The 22,989-nt window shown below is 37.8% G+C and carries 19 protein-coding genes; 14 read left to right on the forward strand and 5 right to left on the reverse strand.

Annotated elements, in window-relative coordinates; all coding sequences use genetic code 11:
* Nucleotides 1-2 precede the first annotated feature (2 nt).
* The 10 genes from Q0972_RS13695 to Q0972_RS13740 all read left to right on the forward strand — a co-directional run bounded on the left by Q0972_RS13695 (nt 3) and on the right by Q0972_RS13740 (nt 11,567).
* Nucleotides 3-1,223 (forward strand): 3-hydroxyacyl-CoA dehydrogenase NAD-binding domain-containing protein, encoded by a 1,221-nt coding sequence (locus Q0972_RS13695; protein ID WP_299366473.1) that lies wholly within the window; start codon nt 3-5, stop codon nt 1,221-1,223.
* Nucleotides 1,224-1,312: 89 nt separating this feature from the next.
* The gene (locus tag Q0972_RS13700; RefSeq protein ID WP_299366476.1) at nt 1,313-1,723 is read left to right on the forward strand and encodes a PaaI family thioesterase; all 411 of its coding nucleotides are present in this window, start codon (nt 1,313-1,315) and stop codon (nt 1,721-1,723) included.
* A gap of 72 nt (nt 1,724-1,795) precedes the next feature.
* The gene (locus Q0972_RS13705) at nt 1,796-3,004 is read left to right on the forward strand and encodes an acetyl-CoA C-acyltransferase (RefSeq protein WP_299366478.1); all 1,209 of its coding nucleotides are present in this window, start codon (nt 1,796-1,798) and stop codon (nt 3,002-3,004) included.
* Between the two features lie 151 nt (nt 3,005-3,155).
* Nucleotides 3,156-5,654, forward strand: coding sequence for a phenylacetic acid degradation bifunctional protein PaaZ (gene paaZ, locus Q0972_RS13710; RefSeq protein WP_299366479.1), 2,499 nt, complete (start codon nt 3,156-3,158; stop codon nt 5,652-5,654).
* Nucleotides 5,655-5,792: 138 nt separating this feature from the next.
* Nucleotides 5,793-6,230: a hypothetical protein gene (locus Q0972_RS13715; RefSeq protein ID WP_299366480.1), complete on the forward strand. Its 438-nt coding sequence runs from the start codon at nt 5,793-5,795 to the stop codon at nt 6,228-6,230.
* Nucleotides 6,231-6,445: 215 nt separating this feature from the next.
* Nucleotides 6,446-8,512, forward strand: coding sequence for a hypothetical protein (locus Q0972_RS13720; protein WP_299366481.1), 2,067 nt, complete (start codon nt 6,446-6,448; stop codon nt 8,510-8,512).
* 6 nt (nt 8,513-8,518) lie between these two features.
* Nucleotides 8,519-9,544 carry a hypothetical protein gene (locus Q0972_RS13725; RefSeq protein ID WP_299366483.1) on the forward strand — a complete coding sequence of 342 codons (1,026 nt, stop codon included), beginning with the start codon at nt 8,519-8,521 and terminating at the stop codon, nt 9,542-9,544.
* A gap of 40 nt (nt 9,545-9,584) precedes the next feature.
* Entirely contained in the window at nt 9,585-10,337 is a 753-nt protein-coding gene (locus Q0972_RS13730; RefSeq protein WP_299366485.1) for an enoyl-CoA hydratase/isomerase family protein, read from the forward strand.
* A 150-nt stretch (nt 10,338-10,487) separates the two neighbouring features.
* Nucleotides 10,488-11,087, forward strand: coding sequence for a transferase hexapeptide repeat family protein (locus Q0972_RS13735; protein WP_299366487.1), 600 nt, complete (start codon nt 10,488-10,490; stop codon nt 11,085-11,087).
* Nucleotides 11,088-11,153: 66 nt separating this feature from the next.
* A complete protein-coding gene (locus Q0972_RS13740) occupies nt 11,154-11,567 on the forward strand; it encodes a hypothetical protein (RefSeq protein ID WP_299366489.1) in 414 nt (137 codons plus the stop codon).
* 40 nt (nt 11,568-11,607) lie between these two features.
* Here the strand turns inward: Q0972_RS13740 and Q0972_RS13745 are convergent, their stop codons facing one another.
* Complete coding sequence (locus Q0972_RS13745; RefSeq protein WP_299366491.1) at nt 11,608-12,081, reverse strand: Lrp/AsnC family transcriptional regulator; 474 nt, start codon at nt 12,079-12,081, stop codon at nt 11,608-11,610.
* Between the two features lie 191 nt (nt 12,082-12,272).
* Between Q0972_RS13745 and Q0972_RS13750 the strand changes: the two genes are divergently transcribed.
* From Q0972_RS13750 to Q0972_RS13765, 4 genes are all read left to right on the forward strand, one after another.
* On the forward strand, nt 12,273-13,559 hold the full coding sequence (locus tag Q0972_RS13750) for a dihydrolipoamide acetyltransferase family protein (protein WP_299366493.1): 1,287 nt from the start codon (nt 12,273-12,275) through the stop codon (nt 13,557-13,559).
* Nucleotides 13,560-13,803: 244 nt separating this feature from the next.
* Nucleotides 13,804-14,871: a branched-chain amino acid aminotransferase gene (locus Q0972_RS13755; RefSeq protein WP_299366495.1), complete on the forward strand. Its 1,068-nt coding sequence runs from the start codon at nt 13,804-13,806 to the stop codon at nt 14,869-14,871.
* A 244-nt stretch (nt 14,872-15,115) separates the two neighbouring features.
* Nucleotides 15,116-17,185: a thiamine pyrophosphate-dependent enzyme gene (locus Q0972_RS13760; protein WP_299366497.1), complete on the forward strand. Its 2,070-nt coding sequence runs from the start codon at nt 15,116-15,118 to the stop codon at nt 17,183-17,185.
* A gap of 33 nt (nt 17,186-17,218) precedes the next feature.
* Nucleotides 17,219-18,322 (forward strand): bestrophin family protein, encoded by a 1,104-nt coding sequence (locus Q0972_RS13765; RefSeq protein ID WP_299366499.1) that lies wholly within the window; start codon nt 17,219-17,221, stop codon nt 18,320-18,322.
* Between the two features lie 81 nt (nt 18,323-18,403).
* Here the strand turns inward: Q0972_RS13765 and Q0972_RS13770 are convergent, their stop codons facing one another.
* The 4 genes from Q0972_RS13770 to Q0972_RS13785 form a co-directional block, all read right to left on the reverse strand.
* Entirely contained in the window at nt 18,404-20,047 is a 1,644-nt protein-coding gene (locus Q0972_RS13770) for a SulP family inorganic anion transporter (RefSeq protein ID WP_299366501.1), read from the reverse strand.
* 126 nt (nt 20,048-20,173) lie between these two features.
* Nucleotides 20,174-20,761, reverse strand: coding sequence for a DUF4136 domain-containing protein (locus tag Q0972_RS13775; RefSeq protein ID WP_299366503.1), 588 nt, complete (start codon nt 20,759-20,761; stop codon nt 20,174-20,176).
* A gap of 1 nt (nt 20,762) precedes the next feature.
* Nucleotides 20,763-22,781 (reverse strand): urocanate hydratase, encoded by a 2,019-nt coding sequence (locus tag Q0972_RS13780; protein ID WP_299366505.1) that lies wholly within the window; start codon nt 22,779-22,781, stop codon nt 20,763-20,765.
* Nucleotides 22,781-22,942: a DUF5522 domain-containing protein gene (locus tag Q0972_RS13785; protein WP_299366507.1), complete on the reverse strand. Its 162-nt coding sequence runs from the start codon at nt 22,940-22,942 to the stop codon at nt 22,781-22,783. Before Q0972_RS13785 ends, Q0972_RS13780 begins: the two co-directional genes overlap by 1 nt.
* Nucleotides 22,943-22,989: the final 47 nt, after the last annotated feature.

Here is a 22,989-nt window from a genome sequence, read left to right on the forward strand (position 1 = left end):
GTATGAGCGAAAATCAACAATCAATAATCGGCAATCAGCAATCTAAAGTCCTCAATGTGGGAATTATAGGTTCAGGAACCATGGGAAGTGGCATTGCACAAGTCGCTGCTACCGCAGGTTGTAAGGTGAAATTATACGATACCAATCAAGCCGCTTTGGAAAAAGCTCAAACGGCTTTAGAAAGGATATTGAATCGTCTTATTGAAAAAGGACGAATAGACGCATCCGAAAAACAGAGAATCCAATCCAATATATCCTATGTTGATAGTTTAAAGGATTTAAGTGATTCTAATTTAACCATAGAAGCCATAGTTGAGAATCTCGATATTAAACAAAAGGTATTTGCAGAATTAGAGACTTATGTTTCAGAAGAATGTGTCATTGCTTCAAATACATCAAGTTTATCCATTGCCTCTATCGCTTCATCCTTAAAAAAACCAGAGCGCTGCATCGGGATTCATTTTTTCAATCCAGCACCTTTAATGAAATTGGTTGAGGTAATTCCAGCAATTCAAACATCAAAGGAAGTTTTGGAGACTTCAGTAAAAACCATTTCCGATTGGAAAAAAGTTGTGGCTGTGGCAAAAGATACACCAGGTTTTATTGTGAACCGAGTGGCTAGACCGTTTTATGGCGAATCACTAAGAATTTATGAAGAAGGGATAGCCGATTTTGCAACAATTGATTGGAGTTTAAAAACCTTAGGAGGGTTCAGGATGGGGCCGTTTGAGTTGATGGACTTTATAGGTAATGATGTAAACTATACGGTAACTGAAACGGTTTTTACAGCGTTTTATTTCGATCCAAGATATAAGCCAGCATTTACACAGAAACGTTTCACAGAGGCAGGTTATTTAGGACGTAAATCTGGAAGAGGGTATTACGATTATGATGAAAACGGAAGAATTGTCATTTCGAACAAAAGTGAGAAATCTCACAACGAAGAGCTAGCACAACAAATTTTTGATCGCGTGTTGGTGATGCTAATTAATGAAGCGGCCGATGCGTTGTTTTTAAATATAGCATCAGCAGAAGATATTGACAACGCCATGACCAAAGGTGTCAATTACCCAAAAGGTCTACTGGCCTGGGCAGATGAGAAAGGCATTGATTGGTGTGTTGCTAAGATGGATGAGCTTTACGATGAATATCACGAAGATAGATACCGTTGTAGTCCACTTTTAAGAAAGATGGGCAGGGAGAATAAAGTATTTTTTAGCTGATGTCATTCCGAGCGTAGCGCGGGAATCTGGAAAACAGATTGCTTCGTCTTCCGATAGCAATCGGAATTCTCGCAATGACAATGTAAAATATGAAAGGAAAACAAATTCCATACAAAATGTTAAGTCTTGACGCCTTTAGTCAATGGTTAGGTATTGAAATTTTAGAATGTGAGATTGGCCGATGTAAATTAGGGATGACCATTAGAAAAGAGATGCTTAATAGTATGAACTATGCGCATGGAGGTGTAAGTTATGCGTTAGCAGATACAGCTTTTGGTTTTGCAGCAAATACGCATGGCAAATATGCGGTTTCTATTGAAACGAGTATCAATCATATCGAAGCATTGGAAGAAGGCGACTATTTGGTTGCCGAATCAGTCATTGAAAAGGTAAATAACAAGTTAGGGTTTAATGTAGTAGAGGTAAAGCGGGGAGAAGAATTGGTCGCGCTTTTTAAAGGTGTGGTCTATAGAACACAAAAAGAATGGAAAAATGATTAACGATTAAAGATTACTGATTAGAGAATTTAGATTCAACAATCAGTTATCAACAATCAACAATCTTAAATCAATATGGAAGCATATATTATAGATGGTGTGCGTACACCAATAGGAAATTATAAAGGTATTTTATCTGCGGTTCGTACGGACGATTTGGGCGCATTGGTAATTTCAGAAGTTGTGAAACGAAATCCAAATATCCCAAAAGAAGCCTATGACGATGTCATCATGGGCTGTGCCAATCAAGCCGGAGAAGATAACCGTAATGTCGCGAGAATGGCATCACTACTAGCAGGATTACCATTTTCAGTACCTGGAGAAACAGTTAATAGATTGTGTAGTTCGGGGCTATCTGCTATTATCCATGCCAATCGTGCTATTAAAGCAGGCGATGGCGATATTTTTATTTCTGGAGGTGTAGAAAATATGACACGTGGACCTTACGTTATCGCTAAACCGTCAAGTGCCTTTGGCAATGATTCGAAGATGTATGATTCCAGTTTCGGATGGCGGTTTATCAATCCGAAAATGCAAGACATGTATGGTACCGATGGTATGGGAATGACTGCAGAAAACTTAGTGGAGAAATACAATATTTCTCGAGAAGACCAAGATAAGTTTGCGTATTGGAGCCAGATGAAAGCAGCCAGAGCTCAAGAAAATGGACGATTAGCCAAGGAGATCGTTACGGTTGAAATTCCGCAACGTAAAAAGGATCCAATTCAATTTTCAAAAGATGAATTTATAAAACCAAATACATCTCTTGAAGTATTGGGAAAATTGAGGACAGCATTTAAAAAAGAAGGTGGAAGTGTTACAGCAGGAAATGCATCAGGATTAAATGATGGTGCAGCAGCAACCATAATTGCTTCAGAGCACGCTGTAAAAAAGTTTGATCTAAAACCTATGGCTAGAATTGTAAGTTCAGCAGTGGTTGGGGTTGAGCCGCGTATTATGGGGATTGGACCAGTACAAGCATCTAATAAAGCACTTGAAAAAGCAGGTTTAACCATGGATGATATAGGCATTATTGAATTAAATGAAGCATTTGCCGCACAAGCATTAGCCTGTACAAGAGCATGGGGATTAGCAGATGATGACCCACGATTAAATCCTAACGGAGGCTCAATAGCCATTGGTCATCCATTAGGTGTTACAGGAACAAGAATAGCCTATTCTGCAGCTTTAGAGCTGCATGAACAACAAAAACGATATGCATTAATTACTATGTGCGTAGGCGTTGGGCAAGGGTATGCAGCAATTATAGAAAGAGTAGGGTGAACCAACAAATAATAGTCCGCTTCGCTTGTTATATAATCAATGCGAAGCATTGAAATAAATGTTGAAATACAGAATTAAAAAGCTCTTTATTTCAACTTGAATTTTTGGTTCGTTTTGTTTCAAGACAAAATGAACATAAAAACAAAAAAACATGAAGAAAATTGAACACTATGTTCTGGGAAACTGGACAACAGGTAAAGAAGAAGGTACGCCAATTTTAGATGCCGTTACAGGCGAAGCCTTTACAAGTGTCGCCATTGAAGGATTGGATATTCCAGAAATATTAAATTATGGCAGGACAAAAGGTGGAGAAGTACTTCGCAAAATGACCTTTCAAGAGCGTGGTAATATGCTTAAAAAATTAGCACTTTACCTTACGAAAAGAAAAGATACATTTTATGAATTAAGTTACCGAACAGGTGCCACCAAAGTTGATAGCTGGATAGATATTGAAGGAGGATTTGGAAATTTGTTTGCAAATGCTTCTTTAAGAAAATTGTTTCCCAATCAACCCTTTCATGTAGAAGGTGATCCAATAGATTTGTCAAGAGGAGGACGATTTATGGCGCATCATATTATGGTACCTAAAAAGGGAGTTGCAGTACATGTCAATGCGTTTAACTTTCCAGTTTGGGGCATGCTAGAGAAATGTGCAGTAAATTGGATGGCAGGTATGCCGGCTGTGGTCTTACCAGCACCATCGTCATCGTATTTAGCTGAAGCTGTTGCCAGAACTATTATTGATTCTGGAATTCTTCCTGAAGGTGCACTTCAAATTATAAATGGAACCATAAAGACAATTTTGGATACAGTGGAATCCCAAGATGTGGTAACCTTTACCGGATCTGCAGCGACAGGAAGATTACTAAAAGCACATCCCAGATTAATTGAAGAATCTGTGCCGTTTACTATGGAAGCTGATTCGCTAAATGCTTCAGTTTTAGGTGAAGATGCAGTGCCAGGAACACCAGAATTCGATTTGTTCATCAAAGAAGTACGAAAAGAAATGACGGTCAAGGCTGGACAAAAATGTACGGCTATACGTCGTATTATTGTGCCAGAAAATTTGGTAGAGGATGTTCAAATAGCTCTTGGCAAAGCTTTAGATAAAGTCACTATTGGCGATCCAAGACTTAAAGAAGTGCGTATGGGATCTTTAGTGAGTCATCAACAAGTACAAGCTGTAAAAGATTCGGTCAATGATTTGGCAAAAGAAGCTCAAATCGTTTATGGCAACTTAGATAAGATAGAAACTATTGGTGCTGATGCTAAAAAAGGGGCATTCATTAGTCCGATTTTATTACGTGCCGATTATCCATTTAAGAATACAATCGTTCATGAACGCGAAGCTTTTGGGCCTGTGAGTACTATCATGCCTTACAAAACGTTAGACGAGGCTGTGCAATTAGCACAGATGGGTAAAGGCTCATTGGTATCGTCTATTGCAACCTTTGATGATAACATTGCAACCGACTATGTGGTTAATGCGGCGAGTCATCATGGTCGTATTTTGGTCATCAATCGCGAAATGGCTAAAGAAAGTACCGGTCATGGGTCGCCATTACCGTATTTAGTTCATGGTGGACCAGGACGCGCAGGAGGTGGGGAAGAAATGGGTGGCTTAAGAGGTATAAAACATTACTTGCAACGTACCGCGATTCAAGGTTCGCCAACAACTATTACTGAAATTACAGGTATATATCAGCAAAAAGCCAAATACAAAGAAACAGAGCAGCATCCGTTTAAATACCATTGGGAAGACATCCAGCCAGGAATGTCCATGAAAACCCACAAACGAACCATTACAGATTCTGATATCATAAGCTTTGCTAATATCACTTGGGATCACTTCTACGCACATACAGATATTACTTCTTTGGATGGTAGTATTTTCGAGAAACGTACCGCCCATGGCTATTTCATTATCTCGGCAGCGGCAGGACTGTTTGTCTATCCAAACAAAGGACCAGTTTCTGCTAATTACGGATTAGAAGAATGTCGTTTTTTAAGACCTCTCTATCATAACGATACCATTTATGTGCGATTAACCTGTAAGCAAAAAATTGATAGAGATGTGGCATCAGCCGAACATCCTAGTGGTATTGTAAAATGGTTTGCGGAGATATTTGACGCTGAAGATGAATTGGTAGCTATAGCGACCGTTTTAACCATGGTTCAGAAAAAGCAGGAAGCCTTTGTTGAAATGACTAATGAAAAGATTGACGAATGTTTAGCAAAACTCTCCGAAAATGCGAAGCCAAAATGGGGAATCATGACGCCACAGCACATGATAGAGCATTTGGAATACACTTATAAGATTGCTGCAGGAGAGATACAGGATTTCGAAATATCTACACCAGAAAAGATTTTAGAAAAGGTTAAGAACAGTCTATGGAATTATAAAAAGTTTCCAAGAAACACTCAATTCCCCCTATTAGAAAAAGATACTTTAGATGACTTAAAATATGCCGATTTTGAAACTGCTGTTGAGAATTTTAAATCGCAGCGAGAAAAATATTTGCGGTACTTTGAAGAAAATCCTGGTGCCATATTAAAAAACATGGTGTTTGGCGAATTAAATAGATACGAATGGTATTTAATGGAACGTAAACATTTAAATCACCATTTTGAACAATTCGGATTAATCTAAGTTTTTAGTTTTAGATATCAATTACATACATTTCTGAAAATACGATGTTTATCGTATTGACTTTTGTTTTATTGCTAAGTAGTTTAGTACCAGTATATTTTTTGTCCTTCAACGGCTTAATCCTTAAATGTTTTAATAATGAAAAAAATACTGATAGTACTCCTGCTTTGTATGCCATCTATACTTTTAGCCCAAAAGACATTTTTGGATACTACAGAAGAAGCAAAACAGATATGTGATGCCGTAATGCAGAATTTTGTCATGAAGAACATAAACGTCGCTTATGACAGACTCAAGCCTATCGCAATATTAAATTCAGAAGATATAGAGAAGTTAAAGAGTCAAACCATTGAACAGGAACCCATCATTACAAAACGTTTTGGTCAGCCAATAGACTTTCTCTTTGTAAAAGCCAAAGAAATAGAAGGGGTTTTTATAAGATACATTTATGTCTTGCGCCACGAAAGGTATGCACTCCGTTTTCAATTTGATTTTTACCGTGGAAGTGATAATAAATGGGGACTATCTAACTTTATGTGGGACGACGGGTTAAGGACATTATTAGATGAGTTTTGACGCGTTGGATGTATTCGTTGGCAAAGGGCGTTAAATCTATTTTAATAAGATCTCTACTACCTTAAACAGTCTACAAAATCATTCCAATAAATACGCAATTCATCGTATGGTTACACACCTCGATCTAAGTTAAATTGGTTGTTCATTAATATAGAATTAAATGAAGCTTACGCTATGAGCAACTTCTTTTTCTATATCATAAAATACAAGACGTTATGAAACCACAAGCTTTTATTTTTTTCCTGCTTACTTGCTTCATTGGGCAATCACAAACAGCATACGAACCATTCTTCAACCTCAAGTCTGGCAATGCCAAAGAAATGAACTTAAAAGGCGATGTAACCAAAGTGTCTTGGCGCAAGTATTTCACAGATAAACTAGAAAGGTTATTACAAAATGGTGTCATAGACTACACGTTTAAGAACAATCTTTTACAATCTAAAAGGATTAGGCTCTACAATGAAACCCATTCCTACAAATATGAAAATGGGAAACGCATAGAACGCCTTATTGAAGTGGGTGGGAAATTGCATTCCAAATATTACATAAAACATATAGGCAATGAGGCACAAGAGTACAACAGTAATACCAACAAGCTAACGAAAACGTTCAGCAAAAACCAAAATGGACAAATGACACGATTGGAGGAGGACTTTACACCAAGCATTTCCACTAGAGTATTTACAGTATTTTCGGGTTTAGATCTAATAAAAGAAGAAACCTACACCACTTATAATAAAGATGGAAGTGGAAGTATTAAATATGAATCGCAGATTGTCAACACCCATAAAAAAGGGACGTGGTTAAATGAACCTATAGTAGTAGAGACCAGTGTAACAAAGCGGAACGATAAATTACTAAACGAGAATACCATAACCTATTACAATACCAAAGGCGATCAGGTTTACATTGAAACCACATATAGCTCAGGAAAAAAGTTCATTACTGAAACATTTTACAAATACGATTTGCGTGGCAACTGGGTTTCTGCCATTACCTATAATAAGGACACAGGAAATGTTAGATTATATCAAGAACGAAAAATCACATACACGGACAACTTAATATCAGGAGATGTTGATTTTATTGAAAGTTATATAAACGGCACCAAATACCCAGAATTCCCGAACCAATATGCTTATAAATATGATGCAGCCAAAAAACGCTTTTGGATAAGAGACCCGTCGGGCAATTATTTAACAAAGAACGATTGGTTATACTTCAGTAATAAAAGTACCAATCACCGCTATTATTTTGATAAAACCAATGGCGCATTGGTGGAGCTTACCAATTACAAGCTTGTAAAAGAAGGAGATTTAAAATTCTACCCAGCAAAGGTAATTTCTAAAAACTATGAAGATTTTGTCTTTGGCATAGATGATATCAAATACATCTTTACTGATGGACAGTTTCAGAATTTTAGTGAGGGACACATTGTAAAACAAAGCATTGATGAGAATAAAAATTCTTATTACAACACAAAAACAAATAAATTATACCTCTTTGCAACTGACTGTAAACAAATCACTTGCAAGCTAGAACTTATGCCTTGTTCTAAAGATAAGGCACATTACTATTTGTATAAAGACAAATTGGGCCATATTGATTGCTCTCCCATTGGCAATGGTAAATTACTTGATATCAAGAATTATATATCAATTTTTGGAGGTACGAAATCGTTTATGGAATATAACGGATTGTATTTTGAATATGATTTAACCAAAACACCAGTTAATACGTTTCACCCTGCAAAAGCAATTAGCAAAGCGGAATTTGATAAAGTGTTGGCCAATAGTAAGAAACTTCAAGGCAATATATATACGACGGCAGAAGGTTTGGCAGAACTCATTGCCCGATATCCAGAAAGTTCAACTTCAAAAACACCTGCCAAAACAAAACCATCTTCGCAGGCCGCACCAACATCGCCCAGTACCTCAATAGCGAAAAATAATGTAGATACTTACGGTTGTAATAACAATTTAAACTGCTTAAATCAACTGCTACAAGACCGGTATGCTCAGTTAAAAGCTCAGGGCAAAACAGATAAAGAAGCTGCTAAAGAACAGGCAAGAATCATCAATCAGGTATATGACTATGATAAAGAAACGGCCTACCAAATGGTTATGAATGTTAATAGCAATCAATTGGTAAACGTCTTATCTGAGCTATCACCAGAACAACGCGCTTACTTTCGTTCACAATCTATGGATACCATAAAATCTTACGAGAAAAAACACGGAGAAGTGAAAATAAAGACCGTGCCGTATAAATCTAAAAATTAGGCCAAAATGAAACGATATATACGATCACTTTTTTTGCTAATGGCACTAAGTTCAGTTGATGCGCAAACCATTACTGATGGAGTTTTAGAGTATGAACACAATGGTTGTCTTTGGCCCTTTTTCTCTAAGGATAATGGTAAAACCATTGCCACACAAGCTGAATTTGAAAACGCTGTACGACAAGATGCCAGTAGGAAGCATTGTTTAAAGAATTTGGAGCCTATTGACTTTGAAAAGTACGTTTTAGTAGGAAATATCATTAATAGTGGTTATTGCCATCGACCTCCAGCGTTAAACTATGTTACCGAATATTTTGAAGAATCCAAAACGCTCTATCTCAATATTTCGTATGCAGAAGCTTCCCGAGGTGTTACTTGCCGTGCTGCCAGCCGATACGATTTATGGCTACTTATTCCCAAACCAGACGAAACAGTTGAAGTTGTTACCCGATTAAATCCTATCGATGCAACGGACTTTCACAATGATGCTTTAGTAAAACATAAAGAAGAATTTCATCAGCAAATAAAAGCCTTTTTCAGCTTTGCCGAACAGCGCAAATGGGATAAGATTTTAGACGCTACATATCCAAAATTATTCGATTTGCAACCGCGAGACAAAATGCTTCAGGCTTTAAAGCAATCCTATGATGGCGAACATCTTAAAATGTATTTTTCTGACTTTAAGTATAACCAAGATTTACGTTTTTTTAAAGTAGATAGTTTGAATTTTGCTCTTGTTGATTATACAAGTAAGATTGAGGTAAAATTCTTTCAAAAAGATCAACAAACCAATGATGATTTTGAAGATTACCTTGATGAAAAACTAGTGCAATTTGGCAAGCAGTACCCAACTTCAAATATCAAAAAAGAGAGCAATACTTTGATTATTGAAGGGCCTAAAAAACTTCTCGGAATTTATGATCAACCACAAGCTAAATGGACATTTATAGAGATTGTAACTACTTCAAGTCAACTCATCAATATTTTATTCGATAAGGAAACCGCAGAAAGTATAATAGAAAAATTACACTAAAGAAATTCGTAGATTTGTAGTCGAAAAATTTATAGAATTTATGACTGAAGCCTACGTTAAACAGACTATAGAAAACGAAGTTGGATGGATTGAATTTTTTCATCCAGCTCATAACTCATTGCCAGGAAATATATTGGCGAAATTAGCACGGACAATTACTGAAGCAGGACAAAATGATGCTATTAAAGTGGTTGTACTCAAAAGTGGAGGAGACCGAACCTTTTGTGCAGGAGCAAGCTTCAAAGAACTCATTAATATTAACGATGAAGAGACAGGGAAAATATTCTTTTCAGGATTTGCCAATGTGATCAATGCTATGCGCAAATGCCCTAAGTTTATTATTGGTCGTGTTCAGGGTAAAACAGTTGGTGGAGGCGTTGGTTTGGCATCTGCAACGGATTACTGTATGGCGACAAAGTTTGCCGCAATAAAATTAAGCGAGTTAAATGTTGGAATTGGCCCTTTTGTGGTTGGCCCGGCAGTTGAACGGAAATTAGGATTGAGTGGGATGTCTCAAATTGCTATTGATGCCAATAGTTTTTATCCAGCGGAATGGGCAAAAGAAAAGGGCTTGTTTTCTCAGGTTTTTGAATCGACAGAAGAATTGGATGATGCCGTAAAAGCTTTTGCAGAACACCTTTGCAATTACAATACCGAAGCCATGAAAGAAATGAAACAAATGTTTTGGAGAGGCACTGAAGATTGGGACACACTCCTAGCAGAACGCGCAGCCATTAGTGGTCGATTGGTTTTAAGTGATTTTACAAAAGAAACTTTGAAGCGATTTAAATAAACGTCATTTCGAACTCTCACATTGAGCGTAGTCGAAATAAAAGTGAAGGAATCCTATGAATCAGATTGCCACTTCCTTCGTCCACGCAATGACGTAAAAATAAAATTAAGTCAACAGTTTTTTCTCTTTGGGGAAATTAAAAGGAGCTATATGATCTACAAATTTCAAGGATATATACCAGTAGTACACGAAAGTAGTTTTGTGCATCCACTAGCTGCTGTAACCGGTAATGTTATTATTGGTAAAAATTGTTACATAGGCCCAGGAGCAGCCATTCGTGGTGATTGGGGACAAATCATACTAGAAGATGGTGTTAATGTACAAGAGAATTGTACAGTCCATATGTTTCCCGGAAAATCCATTATATTAAAAGAAAGTGCTCATGTTGGCCACGGAGCAATTATTCACGGTGCCAATTTGGGCAGAAACTGTTTAATTGGTATGAATGCCGTTATTATGGATGATGCCGAAATTGGTGATGAATGTATTGTTGGGGCTATGGCATTTGTAAAAGCGGAGACTAAAATTCCAGATAGAAGTTTAGTGGTTGGTAACCCTGCAAAGATCATTAAAGAAGTTTCTGATGAGATGATTGCATGGAAAACCAAAGGCACCAAATTATATCAGCAATTACCAAAAGAGTGTCAAGAAACCTTAAGAGAAGTTGAGTCATTAAGAGAAGTTCCTTCGGACAGAAAACTGCAAAAAAATACATATAAGACCTTACGAGATACTTTTGAGAATAAGTGACTTTTAACTTTTTTCAAACAGTAGATGAATATGATTTTTCTTAACTTTGATATAAACACTGGGCTTATGAAAGTTTCTATTATATTTTTGTTTTTAGGGTATTTGCTCAGTGCACAGAATACGATTACTTTTTTTAGCGATTTTTCAACTCACGATATTAAATCTTTTGATTTGAATTTTTCGGATAAATTATCTTCAAATACTGTATATGAAAGTGATTTTTCATTCAGTTATAATTTAGATTCTTACAATATTGACGGTTTAGAATATTCAAAAGAATTTATTGAAACTGTAGATAAATTTATATTCGATACGAGTCATTTCGACACCATGTCCAATGGATTTATAGTTTTCCCTTTTAGTAAAAAAGGAAAATTGAGATTTAAGGACGATTATATTCTTCATCACGAGCGAAACATACTTAAGCGTCTCCTCCCGCCAATACCTGGTGAAAATTTTATGTTTTGTCCAGATTTTTAAAGTCTATATTACTTTTAGATTACAACACTTAAGTTCATTACTAAATTCGACTCAAATCAATCTCGTTAGTTTCTTTTCCTGTTGAAAGTGTAATTAAACTTTGTACATTTCCTAAGTATGGCAAAAGCGTTAACTTCGAAATAATAAAATGTTCGTAAGCTTCAATATCCTCAACAACAAGTTTGAGTAAATAATCAAAATTTCCACTAACACGATGACATTCCACGATTTCAGGAAAGTTGTTGATCTCAGTCACAAACTTTTCAAGATAACTCCTTGTATGACCTTGTAATGTAATACCAATAAATACGGTGAGCTTTAATCCAATTTTTTTGTTGTCCAAGATGGCAACATATTTTTTGATGTAACCTTCTCTTTCAAGTTTTTTTATACGTTCAAAAACAGGCGATGTCGTCATGCCTAATTCTTCAGCAATACGCTTTGTAGTTTGGTTGCTGTCTTTTTGAAGAATGGCTAGAATTTGTGTGTCGATCTTATCAAGAATGTGAGCCATAAGAAAATTATATTTTAAATTCCGTTTGGTGTAAATATAAAAAGAATAAAAATCTTATATAATGATAAATAGAAGAAAATATTTCTTATTTAATTGAATTTAGAAGTTATTAACATCTGAAAAATACCATATTTCCTATCTTTGTTTCTTGTAATTTTAATTAGATAGAATTGGGAAATTTCGAATTTAAAATGCCCAAGTTAGGTGAAAGTATTACCGAAGCTGCGATAATAACATGGTTTAAAAATGTCGGTGATACTATAGAAGAAGATGAGATGTTATTGGAAGTAGCTACTGATAAAGTCGATTCTGAAGTGCCTTCGAATGTCACAGGTGTCGTTGAAGAGATTTTATACCAACCTAACGATGTCATTAAAATTGGAGAAACTATTGCCATCATTAAAGCCGATGGAAAAGCAGTTTCAAAACCTAAATCTAGGGATTCTAATAAACAACCCAAAAATGTTGTAGTTGAAAAAAAGAAGGTTGCTAAAAGATCAAAACCCGCTCAGCAATCAATTGTAAATTCGGAAAGCTTTACCCTTTCAAACTCTAATACATTTTTCTCACCTTTAATCATTTCTATAGCAAAAAAACATCATATTAGCTTTGAGGAATTAGCTAGAATTCCGGCTACAGGAAAAGAAGGTCGCTTGAGAAAAAGTGATGTATTCAACTATATAGAGGAAGGAAGGCCGTACAAGTTTGCACAACCTGTTGTGCAAGATCCAACGGCATATCGTATTCCGCAATTAACCTTTGATAAAGGTAAAGGTAAAATTGTAGAGATGGACCGAATGCGTCAGATGATTGCAGACCATATGGTGTATTCTAAGCATACCTCTCCGCATGTTACAGCTTATGTTGAGGCCGATTTAACCAATATGGTACAATGGAGAAATGCCAATAAAAAGGCATTCCAGGAAAAATATGGCGAACGTTTAACCTTTACACCATTGTTTGTAGAAGCGGTAGCAAAAGCAGTAAAGGATTTTCCGAATATCAATGCTTCTGTCGATGGTAAAAATGTCATTATAAAAGAAAATATCAATATAGGTATGGCCACTGCGCTACCCAGTGGTAACTTAATTGTGCCTGTGGTTAAAAATGCAGATCAAAAGGATTTAGTAAGCTTAGCGGTAGATGTCAATGCCTTAAGCACAAAAGCACGAGAAAATAGTTTACAAGCCGATGATATTAAGGGAAGCACGTTTACCATTTCTAATGTTGGTACTTTTGGGAGTGTTATGGGCACCCCAATTATTAACCAGCCCGAAGTTGCCATTCTCGCTTTAGGAATTATTAAAAAACGACCAGAAGTGATTGAAACTGAGAATGGAGATGAAATTGCCATAAGAAGTATGATGTATTTGTCCTTATCCTTTGACCATCGTGTGGTTGATGGTTTTTTGGGAGGCAGTTTTGTGCGACGCGTTGCAGACTATTTTGAACAATTTGATACTGATAGAGACATTTAGATAAGAGATAAAAGACCGCTTCGATTTTAGATATAATCAATACGAAGTATAGAAATAAACGTTGAAATGCAGGATAGAAAAATTTAACGCTAATATCACTTCGAGTGATTTCTGTCAGATTGAGACTGTCATACTGAGCGCAGTCGAAATCAAAAGAAATCGTATCGAGAAGTCATTGTAAAAAAGGTTTTCGATACAAAATTGCAAAGGCAATTTCACTCGAACTGACGAAAAGTATAAAATTATGAGCTACACTATTCCAATTACAAAAGTCGAAACATCTAAAGTAGATACTTTAGACTTTAACAACATTCCCTTAGGAACAACATTTACAGATCACATGTTTATATGTGATTATGAAAACGGTGAATGGGTAAATCCGAGAATTGTTCCAATGGGATTAATACCAACACATCCAGCAGCAATGGCACTACATTATGGGCAAGCCATATTCGAAGGTATGAAAGCTTATAAGGATACAGACGGAGAACCTATGCTATTTAGGCCAGAACAAAATGCAAAGCGATTAAACAAAAGTGCGGATCGTATGGGCATGCCTAATTTCCCCGAAGATCTATTTGTTGAAGGCTTAAAGGAACTGGTAAGCTTAGAACATAATTGGATCCCACCAAAAGAAGGGAGCGCATTATATCTAAGACCTTTTATGTATGCCGACGAACCATTTATAGGTATGCGTGCAGCAACACATTACAAGTTTATTATTATGGCATCACCGGCAGGGCCGTTTTTTAGCAAGCGCATTAAGCTATGGGCAGAAAAGCAATTTATCAGAGCCGCTCATGGCGGTACTGGCGAGGCTAAAGCAGCAGGTAATTATGCAGCGGCTATTCGACCTACCGAATTGGCTAAAGCTAAAGGCTATGATCAAGTACTTTGGCTAGATGCCGCTGAGCATAAGTATATTCAAGAGGTAGGGACGATGAATATTTTCTTTAAGATAAATGGTGAATTTATTACACCAAAGTTAGATGGATCTGTTTTGGATGGGATTACCCGAAAGAGTGTCATAGATGTATTACGAGACAAAGGATTTAAAGTTACAGAACGCTTAATCACTTTGGAAGAGGTAAAAGAAGCTTCACACAATGGAACATTAGAAGAGGCTTTTGGGGCAGGAACCGCAGTTGGGATTGCCTATATACAAGAGATTGGTTTAGAAGGAGAAACGATTCAAGTATCTGATCAAAGTCCGATCGGGTTAGAAGTGAACGATACACTTAATGCCATTAAAACCGGACAGATTGAAGACAAATTTGGTTGGATGCTCAAAACAAGAAAGGAATTAGCATAGAGTGATTTGAGCTTGTCAGAAGAAGCTTCGGCGAAGTTGGGCGTTACCCAGACAGTAATCGTCTTGGTCGGGCTTTCGGTAGTCGCTTTCAGACGATAAACGTCCGGAGAGCTTCGACAATGCCTCAATCCCTAACGCGGAAGCCAATGTTTTGTCATTCCGTCCCGATAACTATCGGGATTGATGCGGATACACTTTGAAGAAATAAATAAAATAGATTCCTGCCTACGCAGGAATGACAACTATGAATAAAGACATACTAAAGAAAGGATTTTCGAAGCTCTGTATGGCAAAGGCCATGACAGAATTGTACGAAGACAATTTTAAACAAGTTTCAAAATATGTGCATGCGACTTCTAGAGGTCACGAAGCTATTCAGGTGGCATTAGGAATACAATTATTACCTCAAGATTATGCCTTTCCATACTACAGAGATGACGCCATGTTATTAGCATTTGGTATGGAACCTTATGATCTAATGTTGCAGCTTTTGGCAAAAAGGGACGATCCCTTCTCAGGTGGACGAACTTACTACTCACATCCAAGTTTAAAAGATGATGATAAACCTAAAATACCACATCAATCCTCGGCAACAGGGATGCAGGCGATTCCCGCTACGGGTGTGGCTATGGGAATGCAGTATCTCGAAAAACAAAACCTAGAAAACACTGTCACATCGAGCGTAGTCGAGATGTCTCAAAAACCCATAACAGTATGTTCTTTAGGAGATGCCTCTGTAACTGAAGGTGAAATAGCTGAAGCTTTTCAAATGGCAGCATTAAAGCAAATGCCGATCTTGTATTTGGTACAAGATAATGGTTGGGATATTTCTGCCAATGAAGCCGAGACACGAGCCCAAAATGCAGCAGAGTATGCAGCAGGATTTCATGGCCTAGAAGCCATTAGTATTGATGGTGCCAATTTTATGGAAAGTTATAAAGCTATAGAAAAGGTCATTGCGACCATTCGTAAGGAACGTAGGCCGTTTTTGGTACATGCTAAAGTACCGCTGTTAAATCATCATACCTCAGGTGTGCGTATGGAATGGTACCGTGATGATCTCGATGAAGCACGCTCACGTGATCCTTATCCGGTTTTGAGACAACAGTTATTAGATAATGGATTTACCGAAGATGAAGTCAATGCTATTGAAAATGAAGCAAAGCAAAAAGTAGCTTCAGATTTTGAAAGCGCATTGGAAGCAGAAGATCCAAAACCAGAGGATCTATTTACGCATGATTTTGTAACAACTCCAATAACAGAAGAAGCAGGTACTCGTGAACCAGAAGGTGCCGAAAAAGTCGTTATGGTAGACTGTGCCCTATTTGCTGTTGAAGAATTAATGCGAAAGCACAAAGCGTGTTTGTTGTACGGGCAAGATGTTGGAGGACGATTAGGCGGTGTATTTAGAGAAGCGGCGACCTTAGCACAAAAATTTGGTGATGATCGTGTATTTAACACCCCTATACAAGAGGCGTTTATCGTTGGAAGTACGGTAGGGATGAGTGCCGTTGGCTTAAAACCTATTGTTGAGGTACAGTTTGCAGATTATATATGGCCAGGGCTTAATCAATTATTCACCGAAGTGAGCCGTAGTTGCTACTTAACCAATGGCAAATGGCCAGTGAGCATGATACTTCGTGTTCCCATTGGTGCCTATGGCAGTGGCGGCCCATACCATTCATCTTCTGTAGAAAGTGTAGTGACTAATATTAGAGGTATTAAAATTGCGTATCCAAGTAATGGAGCAGATTTAAAAGGTTTAATAAAAGCAGCGTACTACGATCCAAATCCTGTAGTAATCCTAGAACATAAGGGGCTGTATTGGAGCAAAGTAAAAGGTACTGGTGGTGCAACCTCTGTAGAGCCTGCAGAAGATTATGTTTTGCCTTTAGGAAAAGCCTGGTTGTTGCAGGAAATTTGGAAACAGGATGATGTTGAAACCTGTACAATTGTCACTTATGGAATGGGAGTGCATTGGGCTTATAATGCAACGGGCGAATTGGGTATGCGCGATCAAATTGAAATTATTGATTTAAGAACGCTTTATCCTTTAGATAATGACACTGTCATGAAATCTGTAAAGAAAACAGGTAAGTGTTTGGTTGTTACGGAAGAACCTTCTAACAATAGCTTTGCAAGGGCCCTAGCAGGAAAAATACAAGAAGAATGCTTTAAATATCTCGATGCACCGGTAATGACCATTGGAAGTGAAAACATGCCAGCTATTCCACTAAATTCTACTTTAGAAGAGACCATGATTCCCTCAACCGAAAAGGTAAAAGCTAAAATTGAGGATTTGCTGAATTACTAGTCTTTTGTATCTTACAGGATATAAGATTAGTTTATGTATACAAGACGCATTTTTCCTGTAAAAGGTATCATTAAGTGGACACGAAGACACCTGTTTCTTTTTTTTATTTTGGCTACTATTCCTGTAATTTTATTTGAGATAGTTGGTTTAAAATGGTTACACGTACCATGGCTACCTTTAGGGGTTTTAGGTACAGCAGTAGCATTCTTAGTGAGTTTTAAGAATAACGCCTCCTATGACCGACTCTGGGAAGCGCGCAAAATTTGGGGTGGTGTAGTTAATACATCACGCTCTTGGACCATTCAAGTTAAAGATTATATTACCAATCAGTATGCTAAACATCCAATATCAGAGTCCGAACTTCATAAGATTCACAAAGAACTTGTTCATAGACATGTGGCGTGGCTAACGGCTTTACGTTATCAATTGAGAAAGGACAAGCCATGGGAGATGCATCTTAAGAGCACAAAGTCTAATAAGGAGTTTCGTGAGTCGCACTATTTGGTTTGTGAAGATACGATACCAATAGAAGACGTGATTAAAGATTATATTTCCGATGCCGAATACGAAGAGTTATTTGCCAAAGGCAATCAGGCGTCTCAGATTTTAGGGATTCAATCAAGGAGGTTGAAAGAGCTTAGAGCAGGCGGCTTCATTGATGATTTTAGACATATGGAAATGAAAAATATTTTGGTAGAATTTTATACACTTCAGGGGAAGAGTGAACGTATCAAGAACTTTCCATACCCAAGGCAATATGCTACAATGAATTATATCTTTGTTTGGTTATTTATATTAATGCTGCCCTATGGTATTATGGAGGAATTTGAATCCATAGGAAAGGATGTGATCAGGGATTTGGCGATGCATCAATCACGAACGAACTGGGGACATTTAATTCAAGAATTTATAGCCAAGCATTTTGTATGGTTTTCTATTCCTTTTAGTGCTTTGTTGTCGTGGGTATTTCATACCATGGAAGCCATTGGTGAGAATACAGAAAATCCTTTTGAGGGTGGGCCTAACGATGTGCCTATAACAGATTTAAGTAGAAGCATTGAAATCGATATCCGACAGCTAATAGATGATACCGATATTCCTCAACCCTATGAGTGGAAAAATGATATTGTGATGTAAAATGAAGAATGTTGAATCAAAAGATTTCTCTATTTCGCTCGAAATGATAGAAATGGTTACTTCTTAGATTGCCTCCTCATTTTAAATAGTGTATTCAGAAAGTGGTTTTGTGAACTTTTCCGGGTCAGCCGCTAAGTGATAGCGAGGATCATCAACATCATCAATAATGACTTCTTCAAACTTCGGATTGGCCTTGCGCAATAATACTTTGCAATCTTTACTCAAGTGCTTGAGTTTTATCGATTTTCCTTGAGCTTCATATTTATTGACCAGATTAAAAATAGCTTCTAAAGCAGAATGATCACTGATACGAGATTCTACAAAATCAATCTCAACATTTTCAGGATCGTTTTTTACATCAAACTTTGTGTTAAATGTTTGAATAGAGCCAAAAAACAGCGGTCCCCATATCTCGTAGGTTTTGGTACCATCTGGTTGCATTCGCTTTCGAGCTCTAATCATAGTCGCGTTTTTCCAGGCGAATACCAATGCAGAAATGATAACCCCCGCAATAACGGCTACAGCTAAGTCTTTCCAAACGGTAATAGCTGATACGGCAATTAGTACAATGGCATCAGAAATAGGAATCTTTCTAATAATTCTAAAACTAGACCATGCAAATGTACCTATGACCACCATAAACATCACACCTACCAATGCAGCAATTGGAATTTGCTCAATAAAAGGCGCACCGAATAACACAAAGCAGAGTAGGGCAATAGCAGCAACAGCACCAGATAATCGACCTCTTCCTCCGGAATCTACATTTATTATGGATTGGCCGATCATAGCACAGCCACCCATGCCACCAAATAAACCATTTAAAATATTAGCCCCACCCTGGGCGATACATTCTCTATTGCCATTACCCCTAGTGTCTGTGATTTCATCAATAAGGTTTAAGGTCATTAAGGATTCAATTAGGCCAACGGCAGCTAATACAAAAGCCGTAGAAAGTATAGTATCCCAATGGCCTTGTAAGGTACTAAACAGGCCAAAAATCTGATCTTGAAAAGTTGGTAAATTCCCTTGCAATCCTTCGCCGCCACCATCTCTAATAAATGAACCGACAGTGCTCACATCAAGCTTTCCAAATATGGTTATTGCTGCAACGATAATAATAGCTGTTAAAGCCGGAGGGATCTTTTTTGTGAGTTTTGGTAAGCCAAACATAATTCCCATAGTTATGGCTATCAATGCAAGCATAGTCCAAAGTGGAGTTCCAGACATGAATACTTTTTCGCCGTCAACAGTTTCTTTAAACAAACCTAGCTGTGATAAGAAAATGACAATAGCTAATCCATTTACAAATCCCATCATTACAGGGTGAGGAATCAATCGTACAAATTTTCCAAGTTTAAAGAGGCCAGCTAATATTTGAATACCTCCAACAAACAAAAGCGTTATAAATAACCATTGTAATCCTAGGTTTTCTATTGGTGTTTCTAGACTTAAACCTACCTCATTTCCTTTACTAATAAGGTGAACCATAACCACAGCCATAGCACCAGTAGCACCAGAAATCATTCCAGGGCGACCACCAAACAAAGCGGTTACAATACCCATCATAAAAGCACCATAAAGTCCTACTAATGGGTCAACGCCTGCAACAAAAGCAAAAGCCACTGCTTCTGGGACTAAAGCCAATGCAACGGTTAACCCCGATAGGATATCGTTCTTTGGGTTCTGGGTAAAGTTTTTTCTTGTAGTGTGACCTAGTATCATAATACGCTTACTTAAAAGTCGGCAAAGATAGCGTATTTGGAATAATAGCCTAATTAATGTTTTTGTGCATAAAAAAAGCACTAGAATAACTAGTGCTTAATTTATATATGTTGGATGAAGATCTGCTTACTCAATCTCTGGTGGGAATTGTTCCATAGTCTTAGCAACAAATTCTTTAATTCTTGCTTCTTTTCTTGCAGCATTATTGGTTACGAGATACCCCGTGCCAGAGCCTTGCCAAATCAACTCTTTTTCTTTAGCGTCAACTAGATCTATAAATAGCATGCCTTCTGTTCTGGTAGAAACTTGATTTCCACCCCAGCCAGCTCCCCAGCCCCAGCCAGGTCCCCAACCCCAACCAGGTCCCCAGCCCCAGCCGCCGAAGCCGCCCCAGCCCCAGCCGCCCCAGCCCCAAGCATTGTTATAAACATCAACACGTTGGTTAGACTTGGTGAAAATGCTCACTAGTACATCTGGATTTTCGGATTTCGTCATACCTTTGGCTAGAAGCTCTGCTTCGATTGCTCTTAGGATTCTACGTTTATCAATGTCGCTGATTTCTGCTTTGTCGATACCTGGCTTAAAAAAAGCAAAGGTCTTGTATTGGTCAAAATTTGCGTCCTTATCATAATCAGCTGCAACACGTACAGAACTACAAGAGGATAGAAGGATGGCAAATACTAAAATCGGTGTAAATTTGAGTAGTTTCTTCATATCATTTTTTTTTAATTGTCTCAAATAAATAATCGTCGACTTGATTGGGCAAAGTGACTTTTAAGTTAGGCTCAGCTTCCATAGCTCGTTTTATGGCAAAAATGGCACCTTGATTTCTAGCCCAACTTCGTCTTGAGATGCCATTGTTAACATCCCAAAACAGCATCTGTTTTAATCGTTTAGATGCTTCTTTAGTACCATCAAGAACCATGCCGAATCCTCCATTAATGACCTCGCCCCAGCCAACTCCGCCACCATTATGAATACTTACCCATGTGGCACCTCTAAAACTATCACCGATAACATTATGAATGGCCATATCTGATGTAAAACGAGAACCATCATAAATATTACTGGTTTCTCGGTAGGGAGAGTCCGTACCAGAAACGTCGTGGTGGTCTCTGCCAAGTATGACTTCACCGATGTCATCATTGGAAATTGCCTGATTGAAAGCTTCGGCAATTTTCATTCGGCCTTCGGCATCAGCATACAAGATTCTTGCTTGCGAACCGACAACTAATTGATTTTCCTGAGCACCTTTGATCCATTGAATATTGTCGGCCATTTGTTGCTGAATGTCTCGAGGTGAATTCTTCATAATATCCTCTAGCACTTTGCAGGCAATTTCATCGGTTTTAGCCAAATCCTCCGATTTCCCCGAAGCACATACCCAACGAAATGGGCCAAAGCCATAGTCGAAGCACATGGGTCCCATAATGTCTTGTACGTAACTTGGATACTTGAACTCCCTACCTAGTTCTGGTTTTTCGGACATAACATCAGCACCAGCACGTGAGGCTTCAAGTAAAAAAGCATTGCCGTAATCGAAGAAATAAGTGCCTCTCGCCGTATGTTGGTTTATAGCTTTAGCATGCCTTCTGAGACTTTCTTGGACTTTGCCTTTGAACTTTTCTGGGTCATCGGCCATCATTTTATTGGATGCTTCAAAAGATAATCCTACAGGATAATAACCGCCTGCCCAAGGGTTATGGAGTGAGGTTTGGTCACTTCCTAAATCTATATGAATATTTGCTTCATTAAACTTTTCCCATACTTCAACAATATTCCCCAAATAAGCGATGGATATGGTTTCCATATTGGTTTTTGCCTCTTTAACTCTAGTCACAAGTTGGTCTAAATCTGTGATTTTTTCATCTATCCAACCTTGATCTAAACGGACTTGAGTGATTTTTGGATTTACTTCAGCACATACCGTAATACAGCCAGCAATGTTACCCGCTTTTGGTTGGGCACCAGACATGCCACCCAAACCAGAAGTGACAAAGAGATGTCCTTTAGGTGATTTACCAATCTTTCTAAAGCCATTTAAAACCGTAATCGTAGTGCCATGAACAATACCTTGCGGGCCAATGTACATATAGCTTCCGGCTGTCATTTGACCGTATTGGGTGACACCCAATGCATTAAACTTTTCCCAGTCATCAGGTTTAGAATAGTTTGGAATCATCATGCCATTTGTAACAACAACTCTTGGTGCTTCCGTATGTGATGGGAATAAGCCCAATGGATGTCCCGAATACATAACCAGAGTCTGTTCGTCAGTCATTTCAGCTAGGTATTTCATGGTCAATCTATACTGTGCCCAATTAGAAAATACGGCGCCATTGCCACCATAAGTGATGAGCTCATGAGGATGTTGAGCCACTGCATAATCCAAATTGTTTTGAATCATCAGCATAATTGCTGCAGCTTGTCTAGATTTTGCAGGATAGGCGTCAATCGATCTGGCATACATTTTATAATCTGGCCTAAAGCGATACATGTAAATGCGGCCATAGGTATCTAGCTCACTTTTAAATTCGGAAATTAAAACCTCGTGATGTTTTTTGTCAAAATAGCGAAGGGCATTTCTAAGCGCTAGCTTCTCTTCTTCAGGAGAAAGGATTGCCTTCCGTTTAGGGGCATGATTTATGCTAGAATCGTAAGGTTTGGGTTGAGGTAACACGTTAGGAATACCTTCTAAAATCTGATCCTTAAATGATAATTCTGTAAGTTGCATTAGGTCTTTTTTAATTTATCCTTGTTAAAACCGTAAGGGCAGTGCCTACATCCACTCTCACAGCAGTAACCTCTTTTTAAAAGGTATTGTTCTGTAAAGCAGCGATAACCTTCGGGTGTTAAATAGTAGTCGCCTTCTTCTATTGGGACATATTTCTTCATGTTTTACAAAGATAGCGTAAATTAGAGAAAAGATTCCTTGCAGTAAG

Source organism: Winogradskyella sp. (genome assembly GCF_028282165.1).
Classification (GTDB): Bacteria; Bacteroidota; Bacteroidia; order Flavobacteriales; family Flavobacteriaceae; genus Winogradskyella.